Source organism: Lysinibacillus sp. UBA5994 (assembly GCF_002429725.1).
GTDB classification, from domain to species: domain Bacteria; phylum Bacillota; class Bacilli; order Bacillales_A; family Planococcaceae; genus Lysinibacillus; species Lysinibacillus capsici.
This window is the reverse complement of sequence record NZ_DJAU01000026.1, coordinates 93,859-119,909: the sequence shown is the minus strand read 5'-3', so window position 1 is coordinate 119,909 and position 26,051 is coordinate 93,859. Positions and strand designations below refer to the sequence as shown.

27 protein-coding genes and 2 pseudogenes are annotated in these 26,051 nt (G+C 35.8%); 8 read left to right on the top strand and 21 right to left on the bottom strand.

What is annotated here, in order from left to right; all coding sequences use genetic code 11:
* Positions 1 to 457: 457 nt before the first annotated feature.
* On the bottom strand, positions 458 to 1,345 hold the full coding sequence (locus B3D98_RS08710; protein WP_048392734.1) for a LysR family transcriptional regulator: 888 nt from the start codon (positions 1,343 to 1,345) through the stop codon (positions 458 to 460).
* Positions 1,346 to 1,462: 117 nt separating this feature from the next.
* On the opposite strand from B3D98_RS08710, the gene B3D98_RS08705 reads away from it, so the two are divergent.
* The 3 genes from B3D98_RS08705 (at position 1,463) to B3D98_RS08695 (ending at position 4,136) form a co-directional block, all read left to right on the top strand.
* The gene (locus B3D98_RS08705; protein ID WP_288582440.1) at positions 1,463 to 2,860 is read left to right on the top strand and encodes an MFS transporter; all 1,398 of its coding nucleotides are present in this window, start codon (positions 1,463 to 1,465) and stop codon (positions 2,858 to 2,860) included.
* A gap of 535 nt (positions 2,861 to 3,395) precedes the next feature.
* Positions 3,396 to 3,539 carry a site-specific integrase gene (locus tag B3D98_RS08700; RefSeq protein ID WP_288582437.1) on the top strand — a complete coding sequence of 48 codons (144 nt, stop codon included), beginning with the start codon at positions 3,396 to 3,398 and terminating at the stop codon, positions 3,537 to 3,539.
* A gap of 399 nt (positions 3,540 to 3,938) precedes the next feature.
* Complete coding sequence (locus B3D98_RS08695; protein ID WP_288582435.1) at positions 3,939 to 4,136, top strand: hypothetical protein; 198 nt, start codon at positions 3,939 to 3,941, stop codon at positions 4,134 to 4,136.
* 149 nt (positions 4,137 to 4,285) lie between these two features.
* Here B3D98_RS08695 and B3D98_RS08690 read toward each other — a convergent pair whose 3' ends face one another.
* Together B3D98_RS08690 and B3D98_RS08685 are read right to left on the bottom strand one after the other, a co-directional pair.
* A complete protein-coding gene (locus B3D98_RS08690; RefSeq protein WP_288582432.1) occupies positions 4,286 to 4,999 on the bottom strand; it encodes an SDR family oxidoreductase in 714 nt (237 codons plus the stop codon).
* Positions 5,000 to 5,032: 33 nt separating this feature from the next.
* Positions 5,033 to 5,584, bottom strand: a complete 552-nt coding sequence (locus B3D98_RS08685) for an NAD(P)H-dependent oxidoreductase (RefSeq protein WP_288582429.1) — start codon at positions 5,582 to 5,584, stop codon at positions 5,033 to 5,035.
* A 370-nt stretch (positions 5,585 to 5,954) separates the two neighbouring features.
* On the opposite strand from B3D98_RS08685, the gene B3D98_RS08680 reads away from it, so the two are divergent.
* Positions 5,955 to 6,293 carry a winged helix-turn-helix transcriptional regulator gene (locus B3D98_RS08680; RefSeq protein WP_288582426.1) on the top strand — a complete coding sequence of 113 codons (339 nt, stop codon included), beginning with the start codon at positions 5,955 to 5,957 and terminating at the stop codon, positions 6,291 to 6,293.
* A gap of 990 nt (positions 6,294 to 7,283) precedes the next feature.
* Here the strand turns inward: B3D98_RS08680 and B3D98_RS08675 are convergent.
* The 3 genes from B3D98_RS08675 to B3D98_RS08665 all read right to left on the bottom strand — a co-directional run bounded on the left by B3D98_RS08675 (position 7,284) and on the right by B3D98_RS08665 (position 10,219).
* On the bottom strand, positions 7,284 to 8,165 hold the full coding sequence (locus B3D98_RS08675; protein WP_376748063.1) for an alpha/beta fold hydrolase: 882 nt from the start codon (positions 8,163 to 8,165) through the stop codon (positions 7,284 to 7,286).
* A gap of 1,059 nt (positions 8,166 to 9,224) precedes the next feature.
* On the bottom strand, positions 9,225 to 9,707 hold the full coding sequence (locus tag B3D98_RS08670; RefSeq protein ID WP_288582424.1) for a hypothetical protein: 483 nt from the start codon (positions 9,705 to 9,707) through the stop codon (positions 9,225 to 9,227).
* Between the two features lie 23 nt (positions 9,708 to 9,730).
* Positions 9,731 to 10,219: a C39 family peptidase gene (locus B3D98_RS08665; RefSeq protein WP_288582422.1), complete on the bottom strand. Its 489-nt coding sequence runs from the start codon at positions 10,217 to 10,219 to the stop codon at positions 9,731 to 9,733.
* Positions 10,220 to 10,722: 503 nt separating this feature from the next.
* Here B3D98_RS08665 and B3D98_RS08660 point away from each other — a divergent pair.
* Positions 10,723 to 10,932: an Lrp/AsnC family transcriptional regulator gene (locus tag B3D98_RS08660; RefSeq protein ID WP_376748061.1), complete on the top strand. Its 210-nt coding sequence runs from the start codon at positions 10,723 to 10,725 to the stop codon at positions 10,930 to 10,932.
* A gap of 29 nt (positions 10,933 to 10,961) precedes the next feature.
* On the opposite strand, the gene B3D98_RS08655 is transcribed toward B3D98_RS08660, so the two are convergent.
* From B3D98_RS08655 to B3D98_RS08610, 10 genes and pseudogenes are all read right to left on the bottom strand, one after another.
* Entirely contained in the window at positions 10,962 to 11,450 is a 489-nt protein-coding gene (locus B3D98_RS08655) for a GNAT family N-acetyltransferase (RefSeq protein WP_288582421.1), read from the bottom strand.
* Positions 11,451 to 11,507: 57 nt separating this feature from the next.
* Positions 11,508 to 12,863, bottom strand: coding sequence for an FAD-dependent oxidoreductase (locus tag B3D98_RS08650; protein WP_288582420.1), 1,356 nt, complete (start codon positions 12,861 to 12,863; stop codon positions 11,508 to 11,510).
* Positions 12,864 to 12,967: 104 nt separating this feature from the next.
* A complete protein-coding gene (locus B3D98_RS08645; protein ID WP_103118155.1) occupies positions 12,968 to 13,192 on the bottom strand; it encodes a hypothetical protein in 225 nt (74 codons plus the stop codon).
* A 64-nt stretch (positions 13,193 to 13,256) separates the two neighbouring features.
* The gene (locus B3D98_RS08640) at positions 13,257 to 13,538 is read right to left on the bottom strand and encodes a Fe-S cluster assembly protein HesB (RefSeq protein WP_288582419.1); all 282 of its coding nucleotides are present in this window, start codon (positions 13,536 to 13,538) and stop codon (positions 13,257 to 13,259) included.
* Entirely contained in the window at positions 13,535 to 15,304 is a 1,770-nt protein-coding gene (gene arsA / locus B3D98_RS08635; RefSeq protein WP_288582417.1) for an arsenical pump-driving ATPase, read from the bottom strand. The genes B3D98_RS08640 and arsA overlap by 4 nt, the downstream gene beginning before the upstream one ends.
* A gap of 1 nt (position 15,305) precedes the next feature.
* Entirely contained in the window at positions 15,306 to 15,665 is a 360-nt protein-coding gene (gene arsD / locus B3D98_RS08630; RefSeq protein ID WP_103118158.1) for an arsenite efflux transporter metallochaperone ArsD, read from the bottom strand.
* A gap of 1 nt (position 15,666) precedes the next feature.
* Positions 15,667 to 16,086, bottom strand: coding sequence for an arsenate reductase (thioredoxin) (gene arsC / locus B3D98_RS08625; protein ID WP_103118159.1), 420 nt, complete (start codon positions 16,084 to 16,086; stop codon positions 15,667 to 15,669).
* Positions 16,087 to 16,098: 12 nt separating this feature from the next.
* Entirely contained in the window at positions 16,099 to 17,157 is a 1,059-nt protein-coding gene (gene arsB, locus B3D98_RS08620; RefSeq protein WP_054550190.1) for an ACR3 family arsenite efflux transporter, read from the bottom strand.
* Positions 17,150 to 17,476, bottom strand: a complete 327-nt coding sequence (locus tag B3D98_RS08615; protein WP_066036718.1) for an ArsR/SmtB family transcription factor — start codon at positions 17,474 to 17,476, stop codon at positions 17,150 to 17,152. The genes arsB and B3D98_RS08615 overlap by 8 nt, the downstream gene beginning before the upstream one ends.
* Before the next feature lie 432 nt (positions 17,477 to 17,908).
* Positions 17,909 to 18,013 (bottom strand): annotated as a pseudogene (locus B3D98_RS08610) (DNA mismatch repair protein MutT); the annotation flags it as partial.
* A gap of 458 nt (positions 18,014 to 18,471) precedes the next feature.
* On the opposite strand from B3D98_RS08610, the gene B3D98_RS08605 reads away from it, so the two are divergent.
* A complete protein-coding gene (locus tag B3D98_RS08605) occupies positions 18,472 to 18,924 on the top strand; it encodes a hypothetical protein (protein WP_066036717.1) in 453 nt (150 codons plus the stop codon).
* A 401-nt stretch (positions 18,925 to 19,325) separates the two neighbouring features.
* On the opposite strand, the gene B3D98_RS08600 is transcribed toward B3D98_RS08605, so the two are convergent.
* The 4 genes and pseudogenes from B3D98_RS08600 to B3D98_RS08585 all read right to left on the bottom strand — a co-directional run bounded on the left by B3D98_RS08600 (position 19,326) and on the right by B3D98_RS08585 (position 21,915).
* Positions 19,326 to 19,799 carry an EVE domain-containing protein gene (locus B3D98_RS08600; protein WP_259950173.1) on the bottom strand — a complete coding sequence of 158 codons (474 nt, stop codon included), beginning with the start codon at positions 19,797 to 19,799 and terminating at the stop codon, positions 19,326 to 19,328.
* A gap of 11 nt (positions 19,800 to 19,810) precedes the next feature.
* Entirely contained in the window at positions 19,811 to 20,347 is a 537-nt protein-coding gene (locus B3D98_RS08595; protein ID WP_259950174.1) for a DinB family protein, read from the bottom strand.
* A gap of 67 nt (positions 20,348 to 20,414) precedes the next feature.
* Positions 20,415 to 21,362 carry a helix-turn-helix transcriptional regulator gene (locus tag B3D98_RS08590; protein WP_288582412.1) on the bottom strand — a complete coding sequence of 316 codons (948 nt, stop codon included), beginning with the start codon at positions 21,360 to 21,362 and terminating at the stop codon, positions 20,415 to 20,417.
* Positions 21,363 to 21,574: 212 nt separating this feature from the next.
* Positions 21,575 to 21,915 (bottom strand): annotated as a pseudogene (locus B3D98_RS08585) (NUDIX pyrophosphatase).
* Between the two features lie 605 nt (positions 21,916 to 22,520).
* Here B3D98_RS08585 and B3D98_RS08580 point away from each other — a divergent pair.
* Positions 22,521 to 22,667 carry a YrzI family small protein gene (locus B3D98_RS08580; protein ID WP_081011020.1) on the top strand — a complete coding sequence of 49 codons (147 nt, stop codon included), beginning with the start codon at positions 22,521 to 22,523 and terminating at the stop codon, positions 22,665 to 22,667.
* Between the two features lie 469 nt (positions 22,668 to 23,136).
* On the opposite strand, the gene B3D98_RS08575 is transcribed toward B3D98_RS08580, so the two are convergent.
* On the bottom strand, positions 23,137 to 23,631 hold the full coding sequence (locus tag B3D98_RS08575) for an NUDIX hydrolase (protein ID WP_054550199.1): 495 nt from the start codon (positions 23,629 to 23,631) through the stop codon (positions 23,137 to 23,139).
* A 559-nt stretch (positions 23,632 to 24,190) separates the two neighbouring features.
* Here B3D98_RS08575 and B3D98_RS08570 point away from each other — a divergent pair.
* Positions 24,191 to 25,618, top strand: a complete 1,428-nt coding sequence (locus B3D98_RS08570) for a serine hydrolase domain-containing protein (RefSeq protein ID WP_288582408.1) — start codon at positions 24,191 to 24,193, stop codon at positions 25,616 to 25,618.
* Positions 25,619 to 26,051 lie beyond the last annotated feature (433 nt).

Here is a 26,051-nt window from a genome sequence, read left to right as displayed (position 1 = left end):
TTTAGAGTATGGGGAAGACGAAAGGGACTACGAAATTATTCATATTCCAACAGAGACATTAAAAGAATTATTTGAAGATAATTCCAGATCTAATTGCATTTTTTAATAGATATCGAGGTGATTGAGGATTAATATCTTTTTCAATGAGCATTCGTAAATAATCGCCTATGTTCATATGTCCTATTATTGGATATGGCAGCTGAAAACAACTTTTTTATTATATGAAATGGGGAAACTATTTTTTAAAGTAATACTATCTTAGGCACCAATGTATTAAGTTTTTTTAACATATATTAAACTTTCATTCAACAATCGGGCCAGATTGTAGAGTAACTTCAGGGCATAACTTCTAACTAATAAATATACTATGCACGTTATTCGTTAGAAGTTATAATACTCAATTTAATAGTAGGTTGTTCCATAAGCTCATCGAATCGGTACGAGTTATGCAATAAGATTAATTGGACTGGTTTGATATTGCCTCAAAATAGTCTAGAACTACCTTGCGGAATTCCAATGAAGCTTGCGTCATGTATCGACTTTTATGCCATAATAAAGCGATATCACGTACAAGTTCATGATCCTCAACTTGCAAATATTTAATCTTTTCCCATGATATTTTTGCTGTGCTTGGTATGAAGGCAAGTCCAATTTCAGCTTCTACAAGAGTGATCAAACGTGTAGGTTCATCGCCCTCATACACATATTTAAGGTCAATTCCAGCCGATTTGCATACAGCGTCTACTAAATCACGAGTGCCGTATCCTCTTTTCACGCCGACAAAGCTTTCATCTTTAAGTTCTGTTAAACATACGCTACTTCGGTCTGCCAGCCGATGCCCATTAGGAACTGCAACAAGAATGGGATCAACAAAGACAACTTGACATTCGATGTCTTGCCCCTGAAAAGGAGAGGACGACAAGCAAAAATCGACTTCGCCTCGATGCAAAAGCGTGACCATTTCCAGTGTGGTCAGCATTTGCACATGAAATTGGATATTAGGACGTTTTTTACGAAACTCTCGCATAATCTGGGGTAAAGTGCTTGCTGTGGTTACCGCAAGCTTAAGTGTACCAGATTCTGCTCTGGACAAATCGCTAATCTCCTGCTTCCCCTGTTCCAACTCAAACAAAGCCCTTTCCGCGCGACGAATGAATTTGTTGCCAAATTCATTTAATCGCAGTTTCCTGCCTGTGCGATCAAATAAAGGTACCCCTAAATCTTCTTCCAGACGCTGAATCGTTTTGCTTAGCGACGATTGCGTAACGTGGAGGCTTCGGGCAGCTTCGGTTACATGCTCTAATCGAGCTACCTCAAGAAAATATTGTAGTTGAAGAAGTTCCATTTCTTTTTCTCTCCAATCATTCCTTTTGGTCAATGATATCATAACTTTAAATGCGTTGGAATGAATGTAAAATTTCAAGTAAGATATCAATGTAACAAATATAAAGGGGGGTAAAATATGAATTCTCGTAGCAGGTGGTTAATGATATCCGTTGGACTAGGAATATTATTAAACCCTTTAAATTCATCAATGATTTCTGTTGCTATTGCTAGGTTGCAACATGTGTATAGCATTGATTTTACTACTGTTTCCTGGATTGTGTTTTCATTTTATATCGCTAGTGCTATCGCCCAACCTGTAATGGGGAAGGCTAGTGATTTATTCGGTCGGAGAAAGATATTTCTGGCTGGTCTTCTAGTATCCTTAGTTTCTTCTATTCTGGCTCCATTTTCTCCAGATTTCGGATGGCTTATAGTGTCCAGAATTGTACAATCAATCGGAACTAGTATGCTGATTGCAGTTGGAACAGCTATAGTACGCATTCATATTACAGAAAAGCAAGCAGATGCTTTAGCAGGTTTATCGATTTTCCTATCCGGTGCGGCAGCTATAGGACCTTTTGCTGGAGGAGTACTTATTCAATGGTGGGACTGGCCAGCGATCTTCATCGTCAATATCCCGTTTGTTGCGGCGAGCTTTATATTAGCTTGGAAAATGATTCCTAATGATGGATCGGCAGCAATGGTTTCACGTGACATGTCGTTTCGAAAATTACTGGGTGTGATTGATGTGCCAGGAATTCTGCTCTTTACGGTGGGTCTGATTGCACTTCTAGTTGGCTTGCTGTCAGCGAAATCATTTGGGCATTTCTCTATGTGGAATGTCGTTGTTGTGCTAATCGGGCTCGTTGCGTTGGGAATATTCGTACAACATGAGCTAAAAACAATGTCGCCATTTATTCCTTTACGCACCTTCGCCAAATATCCAGGGATGGCTTGGGTCAATATACAATACTTGCTAGTTAACTTACTTTATTATTCACTCTTTTTTGGGATTCCAGCATACCTGCAAATGGTGCGTCATGTCAGTGAATTTCAGACAGGGATTCTTATGTTAACCTTGGGCTTGAGCTCGATTGTAGCTTCGCCAATAGCAGGGAAATGGGTCGGTAAATCGGGACCAAGACCTGCATTGATTGTATCCTCATTACTGGTGGTAGTGGGGGCAGTGTGGATTGTGACATGGACGCAAAGTTCACCAGTCATCAGTGTGTGCCTGGCGTTAGCCGCATTCGGTTTTAGCAACGGGCTAAACGCTGTTAGTATGCAGGCAGCTTTGTTTAAAAGCTCTCCAAAAGAAATTGCTGGTGTAGCATCTGGCCTATTTAATACATCGAGATACTTGGGAACAATTTTATCTTCACTGTTGACAGGTATCATTATGGGAGATGCGTTCAACTTGATAGGATTCCGATTGCTGGGAGTTTTCCTAACGGTCATTGCATTGGTCTTAGTATTTATAAGTCTGCGATTCAGATATTCTGAGCAATTGGATGAACCGCGTACAAGCAATTAAAACAAAAAATAAAAATAGGAGTTGAATGTTATGACAACTGTTAGTATCAAGGAATGGTCCTCATGAGATCAAGCTTGGAAGGAAATGAAAAAGGATAAACAACCCTAAGATGAGAAAGTCATCCAGAAGTTGAATGCGAGAGCGCAAACTTTCGCCGCGAATACCCTTGGAAATGCAGGTCAAAAGAAATGCAGGTCAAAAACGGACGGAGCAAGTTATTCAATGGTTCAATGGAATGAGGATTACGACAAAAGAATTGGTTAATACTACATTTTAAATTCATTTCGTCTCACTATTATTAGTATACTTTTCAATGAAACATAACTTCCTATAATTTATATTATGTAAACTAAAATTATTTTGCGTGGAGGGGGCTTGGATAAGTCAACTACCCATAATATCTGTACTTTTAAACTTGTAATTTTCAAGTTCCTTATAATTTTCATGTGAACGATAACTCTCCTTTTTTACGATAATGGGATGATTTTGTACGGATAATAATTATTATTTAATACGATATCTGGAGGTTTTATACTTGCAACTACACGCTGCCATTGACGAATTTGTATTGTATATTGAGATTGAAAAAAATTACTCGGTTAATACAGTCACTAGTTATGAATACGATTTACAACTCTTCTTAACCTTTTTAACGGACCATGGCTGTTCACCTGTTTAAATGAGATTACCAAGACCCAAGTACGTCGCTTTATCCAATATCTATTAGGATCATTAAAACAAAAACCTCGTTCTGTGAACCGAAAAATTTCTTCCTTAAAATCGTTCACCAAATATTGTTTAATAGAACGATACCTTGCTAATGATTTTACGCACGGGATTGAATCACCAAAGACCGATGATAAACTTACTGTGTATATGACATTAACGGATCTAAAGCAGCTATTTGACTATTTAGAATTGCGCCCAATCACGTTTTTCGATGCGGAATGAGCTAATGTTTAAATTATTAGCAACAACAGGTTTAAGACGTTCTGAACTTGTTTCATTAACATGAGAACAAGTTGCTCTGGTAAATGAAACGATTCGAATTGATGGAAAAGGAAAAAAAGAACGGATATTGCCCCTTCATCCACACTTAATACCGCTTCTGGAATCCTATAAAACTTCTTTAAGATCATATCAAATTTATCCAACAGAACCTGTTTTTCTAAATAAAAATCGTAAAGCATTAGATCCGCGGGGGTTACATGTCATCTTCAAAGATGTGCTGAAAAAAGCAGGCTTCCCACCTACCCGCTTTACACTGCATAACTGATGTTACAACAAAATAAGGAAAACTTGTTAGAGTGCTTTTTAAGCCCAATGGAGATGGGAAGATTAAAAAAACACCATCCTTTCGTATAGTTCTACAAAAAGAATAGCGTTTTTTCTTGTTTAGTAGATATATTTTCCTCAGCTGCTGGCTTAAGTTAAAATGTGACCGCCTTCTACATGAAGAACGGTTCCAGTGACGAAACTATTTTGTAGCAAGTATAGTACGCTTTGTGCAACATCTTCAGCTCTTCCTATTCGTTTCACAGGGAGTTTGTTTTCAACTGCATTATAGAAGTTATTACGTGCTTCTTCTGGCATTTTGCTACGGGAAGGTGTATCAATTATTCCAGGTGAAACGATGTTTACTCGGATCGGAGCAAGTTCTAAAGCTAAACTTTGTCCTAGATTCGAAATAGCCGCATTGACTGCACCTAGAATTGCTGAGCCAACCATAGACTTGTAGGCTACAACCCCCGAGAACAAAGTGATTGAACCGTTTGGTAAAATTTTTGAAGCACCGTATTTCGCTGCATAATATTGTCCCCAGAATTTATTTTCAAACAGTTCTCGGGCTTGGGCTGTATCCGTTTGGAGGAATGATCCGCCGGAGGTTTCTGCCGCGCTTACTACAAGATGATCGAACTGGCCGATCTTTTCAAAGAAAGACTGGACTTGCTGTTCTTGCGTTATATCTAGAGTATAAGCCGTTGCTCTATCTCCTAGTTGCTCTATTGCATTCCGTAATTTATCTTCGGATCGGCTGGCAATGATTACTTCTGCCCCATGAGCTATTAGCTGTTTAGCTGATTCCAAACCAATCCCAGAGCTTCCACCGATAATTACAACTTTTTTATCTTTTAACATGTTTTTTCTCCCCTTATACGTTTACTTAATAGATTAAACATTCAATACCTCTTGCAGATGTAAATCAAGTTCGGATACAAACTTTTCAACTTTCGGATTTTTGACTACATCATAACAAGAGAAACTCTTTAAAGGTTTCATTCCGATAAATTTCTGTATACGATGTAAATGACTTAATGCATCTTCTAGGCTGCTCCCTTCAAAAAATTGACTTGGATCGTTAAATGCTTTTTCAGGAGCATTCCAGGTAGTCGAAAACATATATTTCTTTTCAGTCAACAACCCACCTTTTCCATACTGATCAGCACCCCTAAAAAATAAACCATAAGCATATACTTCATCCATATACGACTTCAATAAGCCCGGGACACTGAACCAATAGATAGGTGTTTGGTAAATGACAATATCAGCCCATATAAATTTTTGTTGTTCTTCTTCGATTTTATATCCTTTTTGAATAATTGTTGTTTTTACATTGTTTTTTTCACTTAAAAAACTGACCATTTTGTTCATCAAGGTTTGGTTTAAATTCCCCTCTGCTGAACTATACTTCTGATGGCCGTTAATTATAAGTATATTTTTCATCTTTATCTAGCTCCTTCAATTTATATGATTTCTAAAAAACTGCCTAGCGTGTAGTTAATAACCATACTGTACTTAAGGTAAAATTCAAATCGTTTGCTTCATCCGGAAGAATACTCATGATGATGTATCAATAGCAAAAGCATTGATTTATATAGCAATGAGAGCAAACGGTAGTTTGTTTCGTTGATTTCTTGCAATAATTTTAGTCACCTCCTCAATAAGGGTTGAAATTATAAGTACTACGATATTATAAATATAGTAACTTCATTTAAGGAAGTAGTGATATTTATTTCACAAAGTTTCTGAAAGTATACTATTGTGATATGATAAGGTGAATTAAACAAAAAAATTTTTCGGGAGGATGTTTCATATGAGTGTTATTGAGCCAGTAATATTAACCAAAGGAGCACAAGGTGAGACTTGCCCCATTGCTAAAACGCTCGACGTGATTGGGACTAAATGGACTTTTTTAATTATTCGCGATCTGCTTATAGAAGGAACAATGCGATTCAGTGACCTATTGAAATCAATGAATGGAATTAGCCCGAAAACACTTTCACTCCGTCTTAAGACACTAGAAGATCATGGGATATTGAATAAAAAGGTATTCCCGGAGGTTCCCCCTCGTGTGGAATATACGTTAACAGACAAAGGAAAACAATTGGAAGGTATTTTCATTGAATTAAAGAGATTTGGATTAAATTTATAAAAAATTAAAGTCATTCTTTAAATTTTGGTAAGTTAATTATGAATCATATAAGAGCATTTTTATTTTTAAATCTATTTCTCAGGCTATGAACTATACAAACTACGCTATCACCGCATATTGATAGTAAAGTAAAGCTATTTTAGCCTTAAACCTCCGAATTTTGTTACTTAGGGTCACTCCTATCCCAAGTGACCCTTTTTATTGTTTAAATTTATTTAAATGAACCTAGGCTGCTTCACTTTTGTCTTTTATTAGATTTTGCAAGATCATAATCAACACCTTTTTTAAATACTCTTTAAAAATTCAGAGTATCAAATTTATTACTTGTCGCTACTTCAATCCTTTAGTAATCTTTTCTCAGTCAATTCAACAATAAAAAAGTTATCCATTGGTTCTATATAATGTGTAAAAAAGAGTCGAACATACAAATTTGTATGTTCGACTCTTTAAGTATTCCCGTTTTAAAATCTCAATATATATTTTCTTATGAACTTGAATCGTGATTCTTTAATAACAAGCTAAGTTCATCTCTCTTAGAATAATTTTTATGAATATTAGACAAATCTACATTAAACGATAATTAACATTATTTAAACGAATAATCCCCTTTTGAACGATAATCTATAAGAACCATTGGATAACTAGAAGGTTGTGTCAGAGGTATTTATATTATGTAAACTAAAATCATTTGGCGAGGAGGAGGGCTTGAATACGTCAACTTCCCATTATATCTGTACATTTCGACTTGTAATTCTGAAGTTCTTGGCTGTTCGAAGTATTCTAACAGTCTAATTTTTTGAATATTACTAAATAAACAGAGTCAAAGAGTCCAAAATAAAAATGGACAACCTTACATTGAATATTGTAAAGTCATCCATATCTCTAGTTAATCAAATAAATAATCCTTTTCATGCACCTCCTAAAGTAGAAATATCTATTACAAAATACAAGAAGGTGATTCGTATACTAATTTAAATACATATGAAGTTGTTAATAGGTAATCAAAAATTTTATTAATTCATCATACATTCTATCGGAATCATGCCCGAGCCAAATTAAATGACCCCAATTTTGAAGAATACAAAGTTTCGAATTTGTGATGTTATGTTGTGCATGATAAGCATGTTCAACAGGTGCAGCACTATCATTTATACTATGTAAAATTAATGTAGGACACTTAATTGAGCATAAATCAGCTGCAGAAATTGTTCCAGTTTGTGATAAGTCGATCATAAAACCATATCCAGAGCGTTGTCTATTGTTCATTTTACGAAACATCTCAATATCAACATCAGTAATTTGAGCGGCTACTTCAATATAAGGAAGTTTACTAAAAGAAGAGGCCATTTGTTTAAACATAAATTCGGAAAATCGGTTACTTAAGTGACTAATTATTCTCCAAGTATATTTTTCTATAGTAGGACGAAATAAAATTTTGGCTGCTTTATATTCCATATCTTTAGATGTAAGCCATTGTTTCGTTACGGCCGATTGTAGAGTAAGACTTCTTACACGTTCTGGATAATTAGAAGCAAAAAAGATTCCACTTGGTCCTCCAGCAGAAATGGCAATTACATGTACCTTTTCGATATTCAAATGATTGAGTATATTTAAATAAGCATGGCAGGCTGTTTGAAGATCTTTCCCGAGAAGTGGATCTGTATTACCATATCCAGCTCTAGAAGGAGTTATTATTGAATAACCTTGTTCCAATAATTCAGCGTAGCCAAACTCTTCTTTACAATTAGAATGTCCACCATGAAACACAAGTATTGGTGTACCTTTTCCTATAATTGAATATTCCATTTTTCTTCCAATGTCGTCAATAAAATGATCGATAACTCTTTCCTGATAAAGCTCCGTTTCCCCCATTGAAGTTTGCACAACTTACACCCCTTTTTTTAAAAAAACTTAGAATATTGATACATATATAGGATCTAATATCGTTTTATTCTTTTATTAACTTCTTGTACATTTAGTTCTACAAAAAAATGCGTAACCCTGCCTTTTTAGATGAGAAAAGAATTGCACGATCATTATCTTGAATCTGGATCTTTAATGAGAACGAGCGCTGTTTCTTATTACAGTATCACACTCAATGTTGAATATCACATGGGAGTTTTTTCAACATTATAAACGGTTCAGTCCTTAAAACTTCTTTTTCATTTTCTGAGACAATAATACGGACTTCTTTTGCGTTTGAAATGATTCTTAAATATAAGAATAAGAAATGTCCAGATTTGTATATGGACAAGAATCTACAGACCCTTCGTTCATGATATTGGTTCAAACTCTACAACAGTTGTTGGGCTCTCCATAAATTTTTATCAGCTATGATTTTGTCAATTAGTTCGATACCATCTTGTTTCTTCATTTCCATGTTTACATCCCTACAAACTCTTATATGCTCTTTTGCTTCCAGCTTATCCCTCTATAAGTAGCCATCTATTTGGTCTATATCCCGATGTTTTCTGTGCTTCGGCGGGATGTCTCCACCTCCTCCTTGTTTCTTTCAAGATTTGAGTTTGTTCTTTCATTCACCATAATTGACTTGGCTCATCTGACTATCACTAGTCAAATTGTTAATTAAAATAACCCTCAAGAGACCTCCCCGGGTAAGCACAACCACTTTCCTCTCATATAACCGCCAGATTTACTGTATGGGATTCGAACAGTATTAGACTTCGCTTTGTTATGCAAGTTTATCCATCCCAAGCCAGCCTTCTATCTGATTTCTGTTCAACAGTTTGAGAGTTTGCGTCCTATTACCTCCAGATTCCACGTCTCCATGGACACCCCTGTCTTTTGCTAACAGATCCTACTGCCAAGCCTGTATGGACTTTTACCATCGAGTTGTTGTACATGCTGGGCACACATAAAAAGCGTTAATCCATTTGGATCAACGCTTCATTTATTCATCTTGTTTAAAAATTAATCTCTTTGCTTAACTAATGCGAAACAATAAGCTATAAAAACAGTGGTAAATAGTAACGCAAGTAATGTCCATCCATTAAAGAAGATATTATTTGAATATGTGTTAAGTAATGGAATTTGAGTTATTTTAGTAACTGAATCATTATTTTCAAAGACTAATAATCTAAATTCTCTTGCTTCTTTAAAAGTAAAGAAATATATAATACTCGAAAGAAGGAATGAAAATATAATTATTATTTTATATTGCATTGTCTTGAAAGTTCTTTTAGCAAAAGAATATGCAATTTTAAATGTACCAATAATCGAAACTATCAAGAACGGGATTAAAAATACTAAAGGAAAGAGTCCTGGATTACCATTACTAATATTATTCTTTGAACTACCTATCAAAACTGGTTCAGTTAAAAAATTAATCAAGTAAAAGGCGATAGAAGTTACAATAATGTTTAAAGAATAAAAAAACAATGATAATTTATTCACTTTTCCCCCTCACAATCTTTAAATTATCTACTCATGTAAACTGTATTGATTTTATCAGATATACTTGTCCAACTTACATAATTAGTAGATGTATTATATTGTCCACCGTCTGGATCTTTATAACCTACATAATTTCCACCTTCAGTGTCATAACCATGTATTAGTCTCCAATGGTAGTGTTCTCCACTAAGTAATAACCATACTGCTCCAACAGGATTATTACCGTTTATCGCTGTTTGGATACCTCCAAATGTTGGTGCACCACTAGAATTATAGTTCCATCCTGTCATGTCATGATTTAAGTGAAGTTTTAGACCATTTGCAAAAGAATACGCATTAGTACCCCATGAAGATGAATTCATATCAAAATATAAATGATTTATAAGATTTGCATTTGAATACGAATAGTAGTTATAAGCTCTAACAGAATAACCTTGAGTTTTATAGTAATTGGTGATCATTGCACCAGTAGCAGGTCCACACGATGAATCGGGGTTGGCAACGTTCGTCAATCTCTGCCACACTCTTGTGATAGTTTATTCTTTTGGACCTATAACGCCCAACGGAGTAATATCTAAAATATTTTCTAAAAATGTGGAAACCTCATTCGTTTGAATTTGATCTTGCTTTTGCTTGTATTGAAGTCCAAATTTATATCTTTGAAGTTCTCTAGCACCCTCGAAATCCTTAGCTTTCTGAGCCTTCTTATAATATAACATCAGATAGATATTTCAAACAATTTTAACTATTTTCACCTTACCATTATCGTCTTTATTATGCCCCCATAGTCGTTGAATAGGTGTTTTTCTGAAATTAGAATCCACAATTCTTGCCATGTAAGTTCCCCCTTGTTATTAATTATAAAAAACAAGATAACTAAATCACATTAAATTCATCAATTATCAAACAAATCTTTTCTAAATTGACGATTTTCGGAAGATAAACTTTAAAAATGAAAAAAGATGATATTGATAAAAAAATTCTAGATGAACTCCATAATAACAGCCATTTATAAATGTGCGAGCTTGGAAGAAGGGTACATCTGTCCTACCCATCAGTAACAGAACGTGTAAGACAAATGGAATCATTGGGAATTATAAAAAAATACACTTTAGAAATTGATTATGAGAAATTAGGTTTACCAATCCAATGCATAATTGAAGCCACTATAAAAATGGTGACTATAAATCTTTTTAAAATTATATCGAGAAACTTCCTAGTATAGAATTTTGTTAGCATAGCAGGGAGCGCATACTATATGTTTAATCTTCTTTCCATTAAAACTGTATCATGCCATATCCCATTTAATTGAGCAATTTTTTCTCTTGTACCAACAATTCGAAAGCCCATCTTTTTATGTAATTGGATACTTGATGAATTGATCGCAAAGATGGATGATTGGAGTGTCCAAAACCCCTCCTTTTCACTCTCTTCAATTAGTACTTTAAATAGCTTAGAGGCAATACCTTTCCCTTTACTTTCACTCGATATATAAACACTAACTTCTCCAACTCCAGAATAGACGGAGCGTGTAGAGACGGGTGAAATGCCAATCCAACCAACCACTCTATTGTGTTCTTCTGCAACAAAACGCAAGGTCGCATGGTGTCTTTCATCCCATACCTGTTCACTTGGCACTATTGTTTCAAAAGTTGCCATTCCTGTTTCGATTCCCTCTTTATAAATCTTTAATACCTCTTGTAAATCCTTCTTTTCCATTTTACGAATAATAAGTGTGTCCATCCCATTTCCCCCTTGGTATTTTAAAAGGACTGCTAGCTTGCGCTAACAGTCAAATTTTTAACAACATGTATTGGATTGATTAACAAGATTAATACTACATACGCCTGTTTCTGGTAATTCTAATTCCACACGTTTCGACGCTTCTTCATCTCCTGATAAATAAGCTGTTATGGAACGAACCTGTTCGTAGCCTGTGGCCATTAAGAATGTAGGTGCGCGTCCATAACTTTTTGCACCGACAATGTAGAAGTTCTTTTCTGGTTGTCGTAGTGTTTCTTCTCCATGCGCCCTTACTGTGCCACAACTATGCTCATTAGGATCAATTAAGGGCGCTAATGCTTGCACACTTTCTGTTGCTGAATCAATCGAAAGGCGTAATTCGCTGTTAATTGATAGGTCTGGTCGATTTCCTGTATTGACAATAAGCTCTTCAAATCCTGTTAATACTTTTTGTTCTCCGTTTATAGTACCAACAATATGGATGTTCTCTTCTTTCTTCACCTGTGAGATATAGAAAGGAGTTATTACTTCAACCTTACCTGTATCTACTAACTCATGGATGCGAATACCCAGTGCGCCACGTGCTGCCAACGCATCTTTTTCCTCCCCGCCATAGGCCTCCTCTACAAATTTTTTACGCATAATCCACAAAAGCTTTGTTGCAGGATTATCTTTTTGTAATTCAGCCAAAGCTAATAAAGTATTGATCGCTGAATGACCACCACCAATGACAGCAACCTTCTTATTTGCATATCTCTTAGGGTTCGTATTTATATCTGGAATACCATACTCAATGTGATCTGCTATTGCTTTTTCATTTTTTAGCCAAACACCTGTAGAATTTGCTGGGTTTGGATTCCCCCATGTTCCTGTTGCATCAATAACTGCTTTTGCCTCAATAATATCGATATCATCATCTTTTTCAACATATATATTAAAGGACTGATTGAATCGATTTTTTAATTTCATTTTATCATTAAATTGTCTTGATATACCTACTACTTTTGAGTTCAATCGGATACTTGGTTTTATTTGTGTTAACTCTGCCAAAGGTTTTAAATAAAGATCTATTAATTCATGCCCCGTAGGTATTGTTTCTAAGTTAGGTTCTATCCAATCAGCCCCCTCTAATAATGATTTAGCAGCTTTATTGATGTTATAACGCCATGGAGAAAATAATGTGACATGACCCCAAGTACGAATATTGTGTGCTATTTCATTGCCAGCTTCAAGTAAAATAAATGACTGGTTCTGCTCTACTAGATGAGCAGCAGTAGCTAACCCTATAGGACCTGCACCAATTATGACAATCGGTAAATTCTTATTTGGGATATTAACACTCTCCTGTACTTCAATATCCTTAGTTGTAGTACAACAAGATTGATTTTGGTTGATTACTTTTAGTGTTTTCATATAAATTTCTCCTCTTTTCTCTATATAAGCATTTTCTTATATAAAATATATTTTTTTACGTCTAGCAGTTAGCTAGACGTAATTTATTTAAGCTTTTGTAATAGTTATGAACACACTTCAATTTCACACATGATTTTATCAATTTCTTTTATAGCTTTTTCAAATTGCAACCATGTAGAAGGGCCGTAACGCTCCATATCTCCTTTAAAGAAGAAATCAAAAGCAAATTCTTTAGCCTGTATCAATGTGTATTCTCTACTATTCATAATTAACTTTAAATAAGCGATAAAATAATCTTTTGTTAATACGCTAGCATGATTTACTGTCATTATTGTATCCTCCATTCACAGATAGAATAATTGCTAAGACAGACAGTATATTTAGAATTACTCTTTAGCAAGATGTCGGAGAGTATCCAACTAATACTAAACCTAGTTCACCATTCTCTTCTTCTGCATGGATCGTAACATCTGTTAATTGCGGTGCAATATCAGGATGAATCGCGACTTCGATACCTTCAATTGTTTGAATTGCATCTTCTGCTGCTGGTGCTTCTAAGCCTACACCTAAATTAACCCCACAGCAGCCTGTAATACCAAAGAAACGAAGTGTTTTAACCTCGGAATCAGCTAATACCTGTTCTAAATAATTTTTACCTTCTGGACTCATTTTCATTTGATTTTCTCTCCTTTTAATTCATGTAAGCCTTGTGTTCCAACCGGTGGCGTTTTTACCCATGGAATGGCCACAAATTGATTATTGCTGATGGATCTAACTTCTTTTAGCCATTTCGTTTCTGCTTGTTGTTTTTGAATTAATGTTTGACTTGTTGTATAGATAGATGAAAATGTCTGATTAACAACCCACCAATCAACAGTTAATCCAGCACGGTGTAAATCTTCTTGTAAGCGCGAAGCTTCATAAACAGGTGTTGCTTCAGGAAGAGTTACAATGGCAACACTCGTATAAGAGGCATCACGCAACCTTGGTAACAGGTTAGAAACAGCTGGAGGAATATCCCCTTGTGAACGGCTTATTTCCCGATGATAAGCTTCTGTTGCGTCTAGTAAAAGCAACGTATGCCCTGTTGGTGCGGTATCAATAATAATGACTTCATCTTGATGATTTTCTACAACGTTAGCAAATGCTCGGAATACAGCTATTTCCTCTGTACAAGGAGAAGCCAAATCTTCTTTCACAAATGCTAAACCTTCCTCATTCATCGTTTCACTTGCCTTTGCAAGCACTTCTGCTTCATAGTTTGCCACTTCTGCTTTTGGATCGATACGACTGATTGTTAAATTTTTAACGTTGTCATCACCAAATGTCCAATCGAGGTGTGCGGCAGGATCGGTTGTAGTTAAATGTACATGAGTACCCTCTTCTGCTAATCGTAATGCAATATAAGAAGCCACAGTTGTTTTGCCAACCCCACCTTTACCCATCGTAAAAATGAGTTTCGGCTTACGTTCTAAATAATCTGCAATCATTTCTTCTATCTCTGGAATCTTAGTTTCTTCATTTGATTCATCTTCTTGTATAACTTCTTGGTCAGTCATCCATGCTTGCATACGCTCAATACTTGATAATGAGTACGGTACAAATGGTAAGTAGAAATGTTCAAATCGATTTAGTTCTTCAGGAATTCTTGCTAATGCATTAGCTTGACACGCAATGAAAGCCTCTTCGATATCATCAGTAGAATTGGTATTGCTCATATATCCATTAATTAGTAGAGTCTGATTTTGAATGCCTATTTCAAACAATTCGTGAGAAGCACGTGCAGTTTCTTTTAAAGGGTTTTCTTCAGGACGCGTCACTAACATTAACGTCGTTTGTTTGGCATTCTTTAAACGTTCAACTGCTTCTTTATAGATTTCACGTTGTGGCTCTAGTCCTTTTAAAGGACCTAAACATGAAGTACCAGTCGTGTTATCATCTAGAAACGTAGACCATGCAGAAGGCAGTTGTAATAATCGTAACGTATGCCCTGTTGGCGCTGTATCAAACACGACAGTGTCAAAATTCCCAATGACTGAAGTATCAGTCAATAGTGTTGCAAATTCATTAAAAGCAGCAATTTCTACTGTGCAAGCACCAGAAAGTTGCTCTTCCATATTTTGTAATACAACTTCAGGTAGCTTTCCACGATACGGACCAACCATTTGTTCTTTGTAATGCTGTGCCGCCTGTTCAGGATTCAAATTTATCGCAAATAAATTATCTATGCCTTCAATTTTTGTTGGACTATTAGAAAACGTTTGGCCAAAAATATCTTGTAAGTTGGATGCGGGGTCTGTACTAATTAAAAGTACCTTTTTCCCTTCATTTGCAATGGCTATTGATAGGCTACAAGCAACCGATGTTTTCCCAACGCCCCCTTTCCCCGTGAAAAATAGGAATGGGGTGTCAGGGAAATGACTTCTTGTAAAGCGTTCCATCTTAGGCTTCTCCTTTTAGTGACAAGCGTACTTTTGGCTTTTGTAGTAATTCGTCTTCTGAAAGTCCTGACCACAGTGAAAATTGTTCATTTGTTGGGTAGATCCCTTTACAAAGTAATTCTCCATCCACAAACGTTGCAGGCAAGGCATCCATTCCTTCTGACATTAATAGTTGATTGATAGCTTCGTTTTCTACAAAAGCATTTGGCTCGTTTGTAAGATTAAACCTTTCAGCTTCAATGTTTGTTTTCTTTAAATTATTCATAATAAATGACATACGCAATAATTCTGGGTCAATAGAGGGTCCACATAAGCCTGTAGAACAGCACATTGCTGGCTCATAGATATGAATTTTTTTCAATTTAATTCAGCTCCTCAGCTACAAATTGCTCAATCCGTTTTCCAATTGCATCACGTACAGTTTGGAATACAATCCATTTTTCTTCATCTGTACCTGTCGCTTTCGCAGGATCTTCAAATCCCCAATGCTCACGACGAACGTGAGGAGGTGTCATCGGGCATTTATCTGCTGCATCCCCACATAACGTGACAACTAACCTGGCGTTGTTTAATGTCTCCCTATCAATTAAATCGGATGTATGATTTGAAATATCAACCCCTACCTCGGCCATCGCTTTTATAGCATTCGGGTTTACACCATGTGCTTCAATACCCGCACTTTTAACTGTCCAATTGGTAGGTAGTAATTTCTTTGCCCATCCTTCAGCCATCTGACTTCGACATGAGTTTCCTGTACATAAGAAATAAAGTATATTTGTCATAGTAATTGCTCCTTATAATTTAATGGTTTTAAAGTATTTTTTCTGCCAACGTAGGGCAACCCATACAAGTCCTATGAGAACAGGTACTTCTACAAGTGGACCAATAACAGCAGCAAATGCCACGCCACTATGCAGGCCAAACACACCCACTGCAACCGCAATCGCTAGCTCAAAATTGTTACTTGCAGCTGTAAAAGAAAGAGCTGCTGTGACAGGATAAGATGCCCCAACTTTACGGGAAGAGAAGAATGACACAGCAAACATAATCACAAAGTAAATAAATAATGGAATAGCAATTCGCACTACATCAAGTGGCAGTTCTACTAATTGCTCACCCTTTAAAGCAAACATCATCACAATCGTGAACAACAGTGCAATTAGTGTCAGTGGTGAAATCTTCGGTAAGAACTTTTCCTCATACCAATGTTTCCCTTTTGTTTTAATCCCTATCCAACGTGTGAGGAACCCTGCAGCAAACGGGATACCTAAGTATATAAGTACGCTCTTAGTAATCTCCCACATAGAAATGGATACATGGAAATTCTCTAAACCAAACCAACCAGGTAATACATTTAAGAAAAAGTAAGCAAAAATTGAATACGTCACGATTTGAAAGATGGAGTTAAACGCAACTAAACCAGCTACATATTCACGGTCTCCACGTGCTAAATCGTTCCATACAATGACCATTGCAATACAACGAGCTAAACCAATCATAATCAGTCCAGCCATATACTCTGGATAATCGTGCAGGAAAATGATGGCTAAAAAGAACATTAAGAACGGTCCGAGTAACCAGTTTTGAAAAAGAGAAAGTAAAAGCACTTTCCAATCCTTAAACACACGCCACATTTCTTCATACTTTACTTTCGCTAATGGTGGGTACATCATGACAATTAACCCGGTAGCAATCGGTATGGATGTTGTGCCAATAGACATGGCCTCTAATGCTTCTCCAATATTAGGCATTGTCAAACTTAATAAAACACCTATTCCCATAGCAACAAATATCCATAAGGTAAGGTAACGATCTAGAAAAGAAAGCTGCTTGGTTAAAGAGTCATTACTCATTTATATTTCCCCCTACATGGCAACAATCTGTGCCACAGTTACACCCGTTTAAAGGTTGAATTTGTTCTAAAATGCCCTTCATCAGTGGAGTTTGATCCTCTACTAAACGGTAATGTTTCCAAGTCCCTACTTTTCGTTCTGTAATAATGCCTGCCTCCTTTAATTTTCGAAGATGTTGACTAACAGCTGGTTGCGATATTCCGAGAACATCTACAAAATCACATACACATACCTCCCCATTCTTCATGCATGCAAGTAATTTAATGCGGTTTAAATCTGCAGCTGCTTTTAGTTGTTTTTCAATTAGTGTATTTTCCATTTATCTGCACTCCTTATATAATTATTTGCTTATATATTATTTTAAATAAAATCACCTCGTTAAAGAAAGGTGAATTAATCCATATATAACTATATTCTTATATTATGATTTAATGTTTTGAATTGCAACAGATTTTTGTAGATTTGGAATAAAGATTGAGCAAAAACACCTCACAAACCTTTATTTTACGTTAAATAAGAAGAATCCCTTTTTGAAAAAGATTGATCAAAAGGGATTTTTCTTTAGCAGTTTTAAGTTAGGTTTTTATAAAAAAGTCTGATCATTTTCCAACTTTGTTGCTCCACAATGGCGCCCTATAATGGAAAATGTATAACTAATATTTCATCTGCATATTATCTTGTAGTATTTTCTCTGCAAGTTTAATGTTTTCTTTTAGAAATAAAGGTAGTTCCGTATGTGCAAGAACCTCTCTACTAATGAGAGACCTCCACCAGCATGCTCCTCCTTTTCACTTCTACGGATTAAAAGCCATTTCTCATTGCGACGAATAGCCCCTTCTACATTTACTACAAACATAAAATACCCCCTATAATTTATACTTTATCCATAAACACATGGCCCTTTTTATTTCGTAGACGCATTTTTTTCTGCAGAAATGCGCCCGGTTATAGAACCTTCAAACAATATTCTGTTACTCATATCACACACCAATTATTACCACCACGACTCAAGCACTTTAATTTGAACTAATAATAAACTAATTTTTTAGATTATTCTCAATATTAATCCTCCTAATTTCTCCAAAACCCTTATTCAACAATATGGCACGATTGTGGAACAAGAAAAAATCTTGCTTTTATATTTTGTGTAAACATTGAGCTTTAGAGATTAAAAGTCGATAAAAACGCGACAACTTTAAAAACTAATCCCTTGATTTTTGTTAAAATGTAAATAAGTTTTTTTTGCTTTTATGTTAAAATTTTGTAAAATAAAACGGAAGACACATATTTTTACAACTTGGGAGGGGCTATATTATGCGAAGTAAACGAATTAAATTAGCAATTGTCGCAATTATTCTTGTCCTTTGTATAACTGGTATTCTATTTTATTCAGAATATGGAACAAAGAATTTTGGAGATGAACTCATTACAAACACTGATAAATTTGAAGAAGTTGTTGATAGCATTTCCGTTTGGGAAATGAACGGTGGTGTAGATAACAAAAATATATTTATCGTAAACAAAGACGATGAATTATATAACGAAGTACGCAGCATTTTGAATAATTGGGAAGCAAAACGAACTTTATTCAAAAGTATGGATGTCTCTAACTCTTATTACAAAATAGTTTTCACTAATAACGACGATACTACTAATCCAATTAATATATTAATTTCAAAAGATGGTATGGTTAACATTAACTCAAGAGAATACGAACTTGTCAAAGGCGATTTAGTTGAATTACTTAATATCGCTAACTATGAATAATCAATCGAGAATGATGAATCTCAAGTACCTTGTATTCCGCTGCAAGTTCGCATGGATTGGTGGAATGCTTGTTGTATGGTGAAGTCATAAATTTTCTGATTTCTGATTCGTGCAATCATTGCGCAAAGCTCCGTAAGCTAAATAGATCTTTTATTTTACATCTATATGGTTAAGTGAACCAAGATGAACAATTATAAATGGTGACTGTTTTTATAATAAAGGCGGCCTTCCACAAACTAATCTGTGGAGGACCGCTTTTAATTTGTTCTTATTTACTTAACAATCCTCGTCTCGTGAATTCAGAAGAACAGAACGCTATTCAACAATAGCGTCCAATTGTTGAATATTGTTATCTAACTAAAGCACTCTAAAGTTTAAGTGAAACTGTTCACAACTTACAATCAGTGTTTAAGGATCTCGGATAATGCCTGTTCCTCACCATCTAACATCGAAGTAACGATTGTCATAAAATCTTCAGCTCCAATTTCAAAATGACCTCGACGGAATGGTAACCCCCAATTGCGATTTCCACGCGTAAAAGTGAGCTGGTTTAACAACAGTGCAATCTTAACTTCTCGACAAGGAATATAACGCATATCTCTGCGAAATGGCACAAACGACTCCGACACTTGATGTTTGTAAGCACCGTTATCCGTAACCTGACCAATAGCAGTAAATGCTTGAACTGGCTTCCCTTTGGACATGTCTGTGCGAGGGGAATAGTATATCAGCCAATCACCTGGAGACATTTTACGCAAAGGTGCTACCTTACCGTGACATAACTGTGCAAAACCACCTTCTATGGCTAAATTCACATGAGAAGCGGATACAACGCCAATCCAATATCTGCTTTTCTGACTTGTTATATTCGACATGATGCATCCCCCTACTCTTCAAATACTAAACTTTTCAACCGATCCAGTTGTAAAAAATGATGTCTGTAATGCATTTCAATCAACATAAACCATTCCTGCGCGTTTAAAGCACCGAACGCCGGATGAAGTATCTTGTTACTTACAGGCACTTGAAGTAGAACTGATTCCGTATTCCTCATCCGTTCCACTACACTGTGAAGTCCTTCTACCAATTGCTCCATGCTCTCTGGTGGTTGCGGAGTATAGTTTGGCGAAGCAGGGACCTTAATACGAACAGCAGGAAATTGTTCTAGTTTAAAAACAATCTTACCCTGCTCAGTTTTTTCCTTCGCTGGGTTCAATGTCGATTCGCTACCAGCTAAACATTGCTCGACATTATGTAGATGCATGAAAGCTGATTGAATTAAATGTACATACATCTGTCCTATGGACCAATCTTCTTCGTTCAGCTTTCTATGTATTTTATCAATATTGAGTTTTGTCAGTTCTGCCAAATATCTTTCTACTGTAAGTTCAAATGACTTCAATACTTCCTTTGTACTTTTCATCCTTCAAGCAGCTCCTCTTCATCTTGGTATAGTCACAGTATAAAAGAACACTACTGACAGGTGTATGTCAGTAGTGTTCTAGAATTTTTTTCGCTACTTCCCGAATCTTGAAGCGTAAAGACTTCGGCTCAATCACCTCGATATCTCCGCCCCAGCCAAGTAAATGCTGTAATAGTTCCTCTGGATACCGAACACGAAATTGAAAGATTACATCCTCCTTCCGCTCCTCAATAGATTCAATATAAAAATTTACTGCCTCAATGATTTTGTCGGCAATTTCGGGGTTTGCCCTCATTATTATTCTTTCATCTCGATTGTCAGGTGGCCGATAGCTACTTAGGTCAAAATCATTTGGTAGAAGAAATTGATCTTCCAACACAGAAAGCTCGGACATCCGGGACAAGCGGAAATGACGCATTTCTTGCCTCATATCACAGTATGCTAGTAAAACCCAATTTTCATGGACAAGTGTTAATCCATATGGAGAGACGACACGTTTATTTTTCCGATTCCCATCTGTTCCTGGCATTTTTTTAATATACATAAAACTGATTTTGCACTGTTTCAAAATTGCATCGCGAACTTGATTAAGATACGTTTTTACCCGCTCTTCAGTTGACTGCTCACCTATATGAAGCAGTCGCATTGTTTCCCGAACAAGCCTTGACTCATTATGAACTGACTCCGACAAAGTAGCCTCGATTTTGCGTTTAGCGGACCTTGCATTAATACCATAATCTGTATCCAACCTTTGCTCGATAAAATCAGCTCCCATGAGCAGGGAGACGGCCTCTTCTGCTGTGAACCTAACCGGGGGTAGAAAATATCCTTCCATTAAGGAATAACCCTGACCAGGGGCACCTAAAATGGGAACCCCAGCCTCACTTAGTGCTTGAATATCCCTATATATCGTACGTACACTTGTCTCAAATTGAGAAGCTAAATCTTCTGCTCTCAATGTTTTGCTTCGCTGTAATTCAAGCGTGATCGCAAGCTGCCTCTCCGTTTTATTCATTTTTTTCCTCCACAATTTCTGCATTCTATTACAGTACTTGCCCGATAATTGAATAACAGCAAGCAATATTGAAGCTGTATTCCTAAAAATGAGCTGCCTATGCAACTCCGTGTTCTTCAAGCAAAGCACCCGTTTTAGCTTAAATATTTTCTTTCATATGTTTGGTGTTAATCAGATTTAATAACCTCCCATAACGCCGTTTTATTGCTATCCTATTTCAAAAGTGTTACTGCCTCTTCAAAACATGCTCTTTGGATAATGATATATCTTTTGTAGGAACTTTAACACCAAATGAAAATTCTTTTAATACTTAAACGTCTTGTCCCCAAAGGAAATTCCCAACTACATTTTCTACTGCTAGTGAAGAACTAGAATCTAATGCAATATGATAATCTCTTGTAAAGCCAGCTTCTTCAAATGCTTCTCGTTTAGTAGGAGTCTCACCCTCTTCTTCAGCACCAGCTAATCCCTGCCAATATCCATAATCACTTCTCTTAAAAATTGCATATTCAACCCGTGAAAGTAAACACCGAGTGCGCCATGTGCTGGCCAAAGCATCTTTTTCTTCGACCTATAGGCTTTTTCTACAGACTTTTTACGCATTCCACACTAGCTTTGTTGCAGAATTCTCTACCTGTAATTCCGCAAGTGCTAGCAATAACAGAATGGCCACCACCCAAAACTGTAATTTTCTTTCGTATTCGTATTTATAGTTGGGATACCATACTTTATGATCTGCTAATACTTATTCATTTTGTAATTATATCCCTGTAGAAATTACTGGATTTGGATTCCCCCCATGTATCGTAGCATCCATAACTGCTCTCTCTTCAATAATTAGGAAAGCTTTGTAAAAGATGTTTACAAACAACTTAAATTTAGATATACTTACAAAGTAAACAAAAAATTCTTAAGGAGGTCGAATAAAATGATCGTTATCGTTAAATTGATGTCATTGGTAGCTACAACTTCATTAAAAATGAAAATCACACATTCGACCGCATCGGAATGGATCGCTTAAGGTTTTTTTGTAAATAAGCATACCCATACCGCAGGGAGAAGTGTGCCCCTGCGGTATTTTTGTGCCTTTTTTCGCCGTAGAGGAGTCTCTCTACGGTTTTTTTCATTTTTCATGGCACTTTAAGGAGGTGATAATAAATGATATTAAACTTTTTTGCGCTCACGATAACTATTACCAAACGTAAGGTCTCTCTTGAGAAAGCACTTCATGATGAATATGTGAAAAAAATCTTTGAAGAGAACCGAAAAAAAATTGACGATTATATTCGTATTCGTCAATATTAATCTTGTTAATTAAAAAACATGAAAGGTGGGAATTGAAATGTTTTATATGATCAAAAGACGTCATGCAGTTTTATGGCTGGAGAAAGACACAACCACCAGATGAAGTAATATAAAGTGATAATATAGCTAATTTTATAATCTCAGTTGAGCTAACCCGTTCTAATCTAGGACGGGTTGCTTACTCCAATCGCAATGTTAATTAAGTTAAAAAGAAACTTATAAACTAACTAACTATTCCAGACTACACAGTGATAATCCTTCTTGCTTAGAAAATCATTAAATCCTTATTACATTAACCTTCCCAGTTAGTTAAATACATTACTTTTCCAACTAACCTAATTTTCAACATAATTCCTTTAAAAACGTTATTCAATTAAATAGCCCTTAAACTGAAAAATGAGCTTTCCTTTTTCCAGGAAAGAGTCCGATTGTTGAAGATCGTTGTTATTAAATTAAAGCACACGTTAGTTTAAGAAGAACAAAAGGTTAACGCATCGTCTAAGATTAATTTTGAAAGTTTATGGTCATTAATTACAAATGGTATTTCAGAGGGTTCTACCCAAATTCGAGCAGATGATTCATGTTCTCGGAGAAAAGGTAAGCATTCGGTAACATCCATTCTAAAAAATGCCTGATAAGCAATCAATGGATATTTTCCACTTGAATCAAAGGACAGATTTTCTTTATGGCTTACTTCAATAGAACCTATGTATTTAATTGTTCCCTTTACATACCCCTCTTCATATGTTTCGCGTAGTATAGCTTCTTCTACGTTCTCCCCAATCTCTACGTGTCCACCTGGATAATTAAACCCTCGATTTTTTATTTGTGATAATAACACTTTCCCATCTCTAAAGCACACTGCATGAACACTCGTCACTATTAAAGATTCTGTTAATTTCATTCGAGGCATCCAAGTTAGCTTCACATTATTTCCACCCCAGTCTACAAAAATCGTCTGCATATATCTATCCCATCTCCTGTTAAATGCAATTTATCACCTAATATTAACTTTCTACACTGTTTCAAAAATCCCTCTTATACAACAAACCGGAAATAGATTTTAAAACGTGGTAAATATACGTTTTTTATGTTGCATCAATTGTAGAATATATTACGAGTAACCATTCTTATGCCAATAGAATATATTTGGAATTTGCATATTGGTCCGTTTAAAAGAATGAGGCTTCTGACTCTTATTCGAGTTCTCGTCATCTAGTAGATTTAAAAGTCTTATCAGCAAAGCCTCCCTCATGGTAATAGATTTCTTGTTTGTTTTACAACTTTTATTCCACAATCTGGCCCTTTAATGCAAACAAGCGCTGATCCTTATTACAGAATGCACCCTTTTGTTGAAGATCGTTTTACTTATTGAACTAACGTATCTGTTCGTTAAAGGTAACTCTTCACATTTTACTTAATATTATAAAGGTGAATAGAAAGATAAGTTATAATTTAGTTTAATAGTTGTAAAAGTATGTTATTTATATTATTCTCTTATAATTTTTCAAAAAGGAGTGTTTATGAAAAAGATTATTGTTGTTGTATTAATGATATTTATATTATTCTTAGGATCCACAACACAAAGTTATGCACTGTCAGATTCGAAATCTGCGGCAATACAAGCGTTGCTAGATGATGCCTCTCGAATATCAGGTGTTCCAGGAATTTCAATCTCAATAATTGTCGATGATGAAGTGTTCTACTTTTCTTCAGGGTATGCTGACCGTGAAAAGGGGTTGACTGCAAGTGAAAATACACTCTATGAGTTAGCTTCTGTCAGTAAAGCTTTTACTGGTATGGGTATTATGCTGTTGGAAGAGCAAGGGCTGCTCTCAATGACGGACCCTGTGCAAAAATATTTACCTTGGTTTACGTTAAAGTATCAAGGAAAACCTGTTGATACGCAAAGCCTTACACTAAATAACTTTCTTCACCATACCAGTGGTCTAACAAATATTAGGCATACTCAAAATATTCCACAAGGCAATACACCGGATATGTTGCAAAAGACTGTGGAAATGCTCGTAGATGCTGAATTGGCGTTCAATCCTGGTGAACAGTATAACTATGGAACCGTTAATTATGACGTATTGGGTTTGGTTATTGAGATTGTGTCGCAACAAAGCTATGAAGACTTTATGAAGGAACAAGTATTTCAGCCGTTAGGTCTTCACCAGACGTATGTTTATAAAGAAGATGCTCAAGCCACTGGACAGTTGGCACAAGGCTACCGTTCTTCCTTTTTTATGACAACTCCATTTAAAGCTCCGGATTATGCTGGGAACAAACCCGCAGGCTACATCATTTCTAATACAAAAGATATGGCACGTTGGATGGGCATACAGATGGGTATTGTGCAGGACATACCCGAAATATTTCACACGGTTATCGAAAAATCACATAGGGGTGATATGTCTGTCTCGGCTGTCAACGATATGTATTATGCGGCAGGCTGGTCGGTAAACGCCGACCAAACAATTATCGAACATACTGGGGGCAATCCAAATTTCCGAACCGAAGTAGCCATACTGCTAAATGACAGAACAGCCGTCTGCTTGCTGAGCAACGGCGCAAATACCAATATAAACTTGGTACTAAAAGTTAAAGATATATTAGACGGTAATCTAACTCAGTCATATGAAATAAGTCGCACACAGCTTTTGGATATCATTTTGTCGTCTATCACTATTATTCTTTGCCTATTGGCTGTTCTGCTATTTCTCTTAGGATTACGAAAAAAGAAAATGAATAAGAGACAGCCAATGACAAAAAAGAGAATAATCATAACAGTTATTTTCCTGATGGCTACGATTGTCCTTGGTATACTGTGCTATGCTATCGATTGGTCAACGATACTTATTTGGCAAACATATAGTATTCTTACAGCGTTGATTTCGTCAGCATTATTAACAGCCAGCATTACATGGTTTGTATACACTCACCGATAAAATAACTCGCTCCCAAGATAATCATAATGTTAAGTAATAAAATATAAAATTATCGGTATGCTTAATTTGAAAAACATAAGACACTTAGATTGCTTTCCACTAACCTGCTCTGTTCGTGGAATAAAAACAACTATATTATTTTTTAAATGACTTAATTGTAAATTAAACAACAATATTATTTTTACAAAAGCGTCGTTAGGTAACATTTCTTAAAAGACTGTTATTCAACAAGCTGGCCCGTTTGTTGAACAAAAATTAGTTTTCAGACTAATGGTAGCTTATTTAATTGTTAAGTTACAAAAAGGTCGTATCCTAGAAGTCTTTAAAGCAACAGAAAGCATTTAAATGGCTCGAAATGGCTTTATCTGGTGTTTTAAGTCGTTTAAAATCCACTCTTGAATGACATCTAAAAAACCTCCAAATATATGGAGGT

Coding starts and splice junctions, on each gene's coding strand:
- B3D98_RS08710 (WP_048392734.1), bottom strand. CDS start 1,345: ATGGAACTTCTTCAACTACAATATTTTCTTGAGGTAGCTCGATTAGAG.
- B3D98_RS08705 (WP_288582440.1), top strand. CDS start 1,463: ATGAATTCTCGTAGCAGGTGGTTAATGATATCCGTTGGACTAGGAATA.
- B3D98_RS08690 (WP_288582432.1), bottom strand. CDS start 4,999: ATGTTAAAAGATAAAAAAGTTGTAATTATCGGTGGAAGCTCTGGGATT.
- B3D98_RS08685 (WP_288582429.1), bottom strand. CDS start 5,584: ATGAAAAATATACTTATAATTAACGGCCATCAGAAGTATAGTTCAGCA.
- B3D98_RS08680 (WP_288582426.1), top strand. CDS start 5,955: ATGAGTGTTATTGAGCCAGTAATATTAACCAAAGGAGCACAAGGTGAG.
- B3D98_RS08675 (WP_376748063.1), bottom strand. CDS start 8,165: ATGGGGGAAACGGAGCTTTATCAGGAAAGAGTTATCGATCATTTTATT.
- B3D98_RS08660 (WP_376748061.1), top strand. CDS start 10,723: ATGTGCGAGCTTGGAAGAAGGGTACATCTGTCCTACCCATCAGTAACA.
- B3D98_RS08655 (WP_288582421.1), bottom strand. CDS start 11,450: ATGGACACACTTATTATTCGTAAAATGGAAAAGAAGGATTTACAAGAG.
- B3D98_RS08650 (WP_288582420.1), bottom strand. CDS start 12,863: ATGAAAACACTAAAAGTAATCAACCAAAATCAATCTTGTTGTACTACA.
- B3D98_RS08645 (WP_103118155.1), bottom strand. CDS start 13,192: ATGACAGTAAATCATGCTAGCGTATTAACAAAAGATTATTTTATCGCT.
- B3D98_RS08640 (WP_288582419.1), bottom strand. CDS start 13,538: ATGAAAATGAGTCCAGAAGGTAAAAATTATTTAGAACAGGTATTAGCT.
- arsA (WP_288582417.1), bottom strand. CDS start 15,304: ATGGAACGCTTTACAAGAAGTCATTTCCCTGACACCCCATTCCTATTT.
- arsC (WP_103118159.1), bottom strand. CDS start 16,086: ATGACAAATATACTTTATTTCTTATGTACAGGAAACTCATGTCGAAGT.
- arsB (WP_054550190.1), bottom strand. CDS start 17,157: ATGAGTAATGACTCTTTAACCAAGCAGCTTTCTTTTCTAGATCGTTAC.
- B3D98_RS08615 (WP_066036718.1), bottom strand. CDS start 17,476: ATGGAAAATACACTAATTGAAAAACAACTAAAAGCAGCTGCAGATTTA.
- B3D98_RS08605 (WP_066036717.1), top strand. CDS start 18,472: ATGCGAAGTAAACGAATTAAATTAGCAATTGTCGCAATTATTCTTGTC.
- B3D98_RS08600 (WP_259950173.1), bottom strand. CDS start 19,799: ATGTCGAATATAACAAGTCAGAAAAGCAGATATTGGATTGGCGTTGTA.
- B3D98_RS08595 (WP_259950174.1), bottom strand. CDS start 20,347: ATGAAAAGTACAAAGGAAGTATTGAAGTCATTTGAACTTACAGTAGAA.
- B3D98_RS08590 (WP_288582412.1), bottom strand. CDS start 21,362: ATGAATAAAACGGAGAGGCAGCTTGCGATCACGCTTGAATTACAGCGA.
- B3D98_RS08580 (WP_081011020.1), top strand. CDS start 22,521: ATGATATTAAACTTTTTTGCGCTCACGATAACTATTACCAAACGTAAG.
- B3D98_RS08575 (WP_054550199.1), bottom strand. CDS start 23,631: ATGCAGACGATTTTTGTAGACTGGGGTGGAAATAATGTGAAGCTAACT.
- B3D98_RS08570 (WP_288582408.1), top strand. CDS start 24,191: ATGAAAAAGATTATTGTTGTTGTATTAATGATATTTATATTATTCTTA.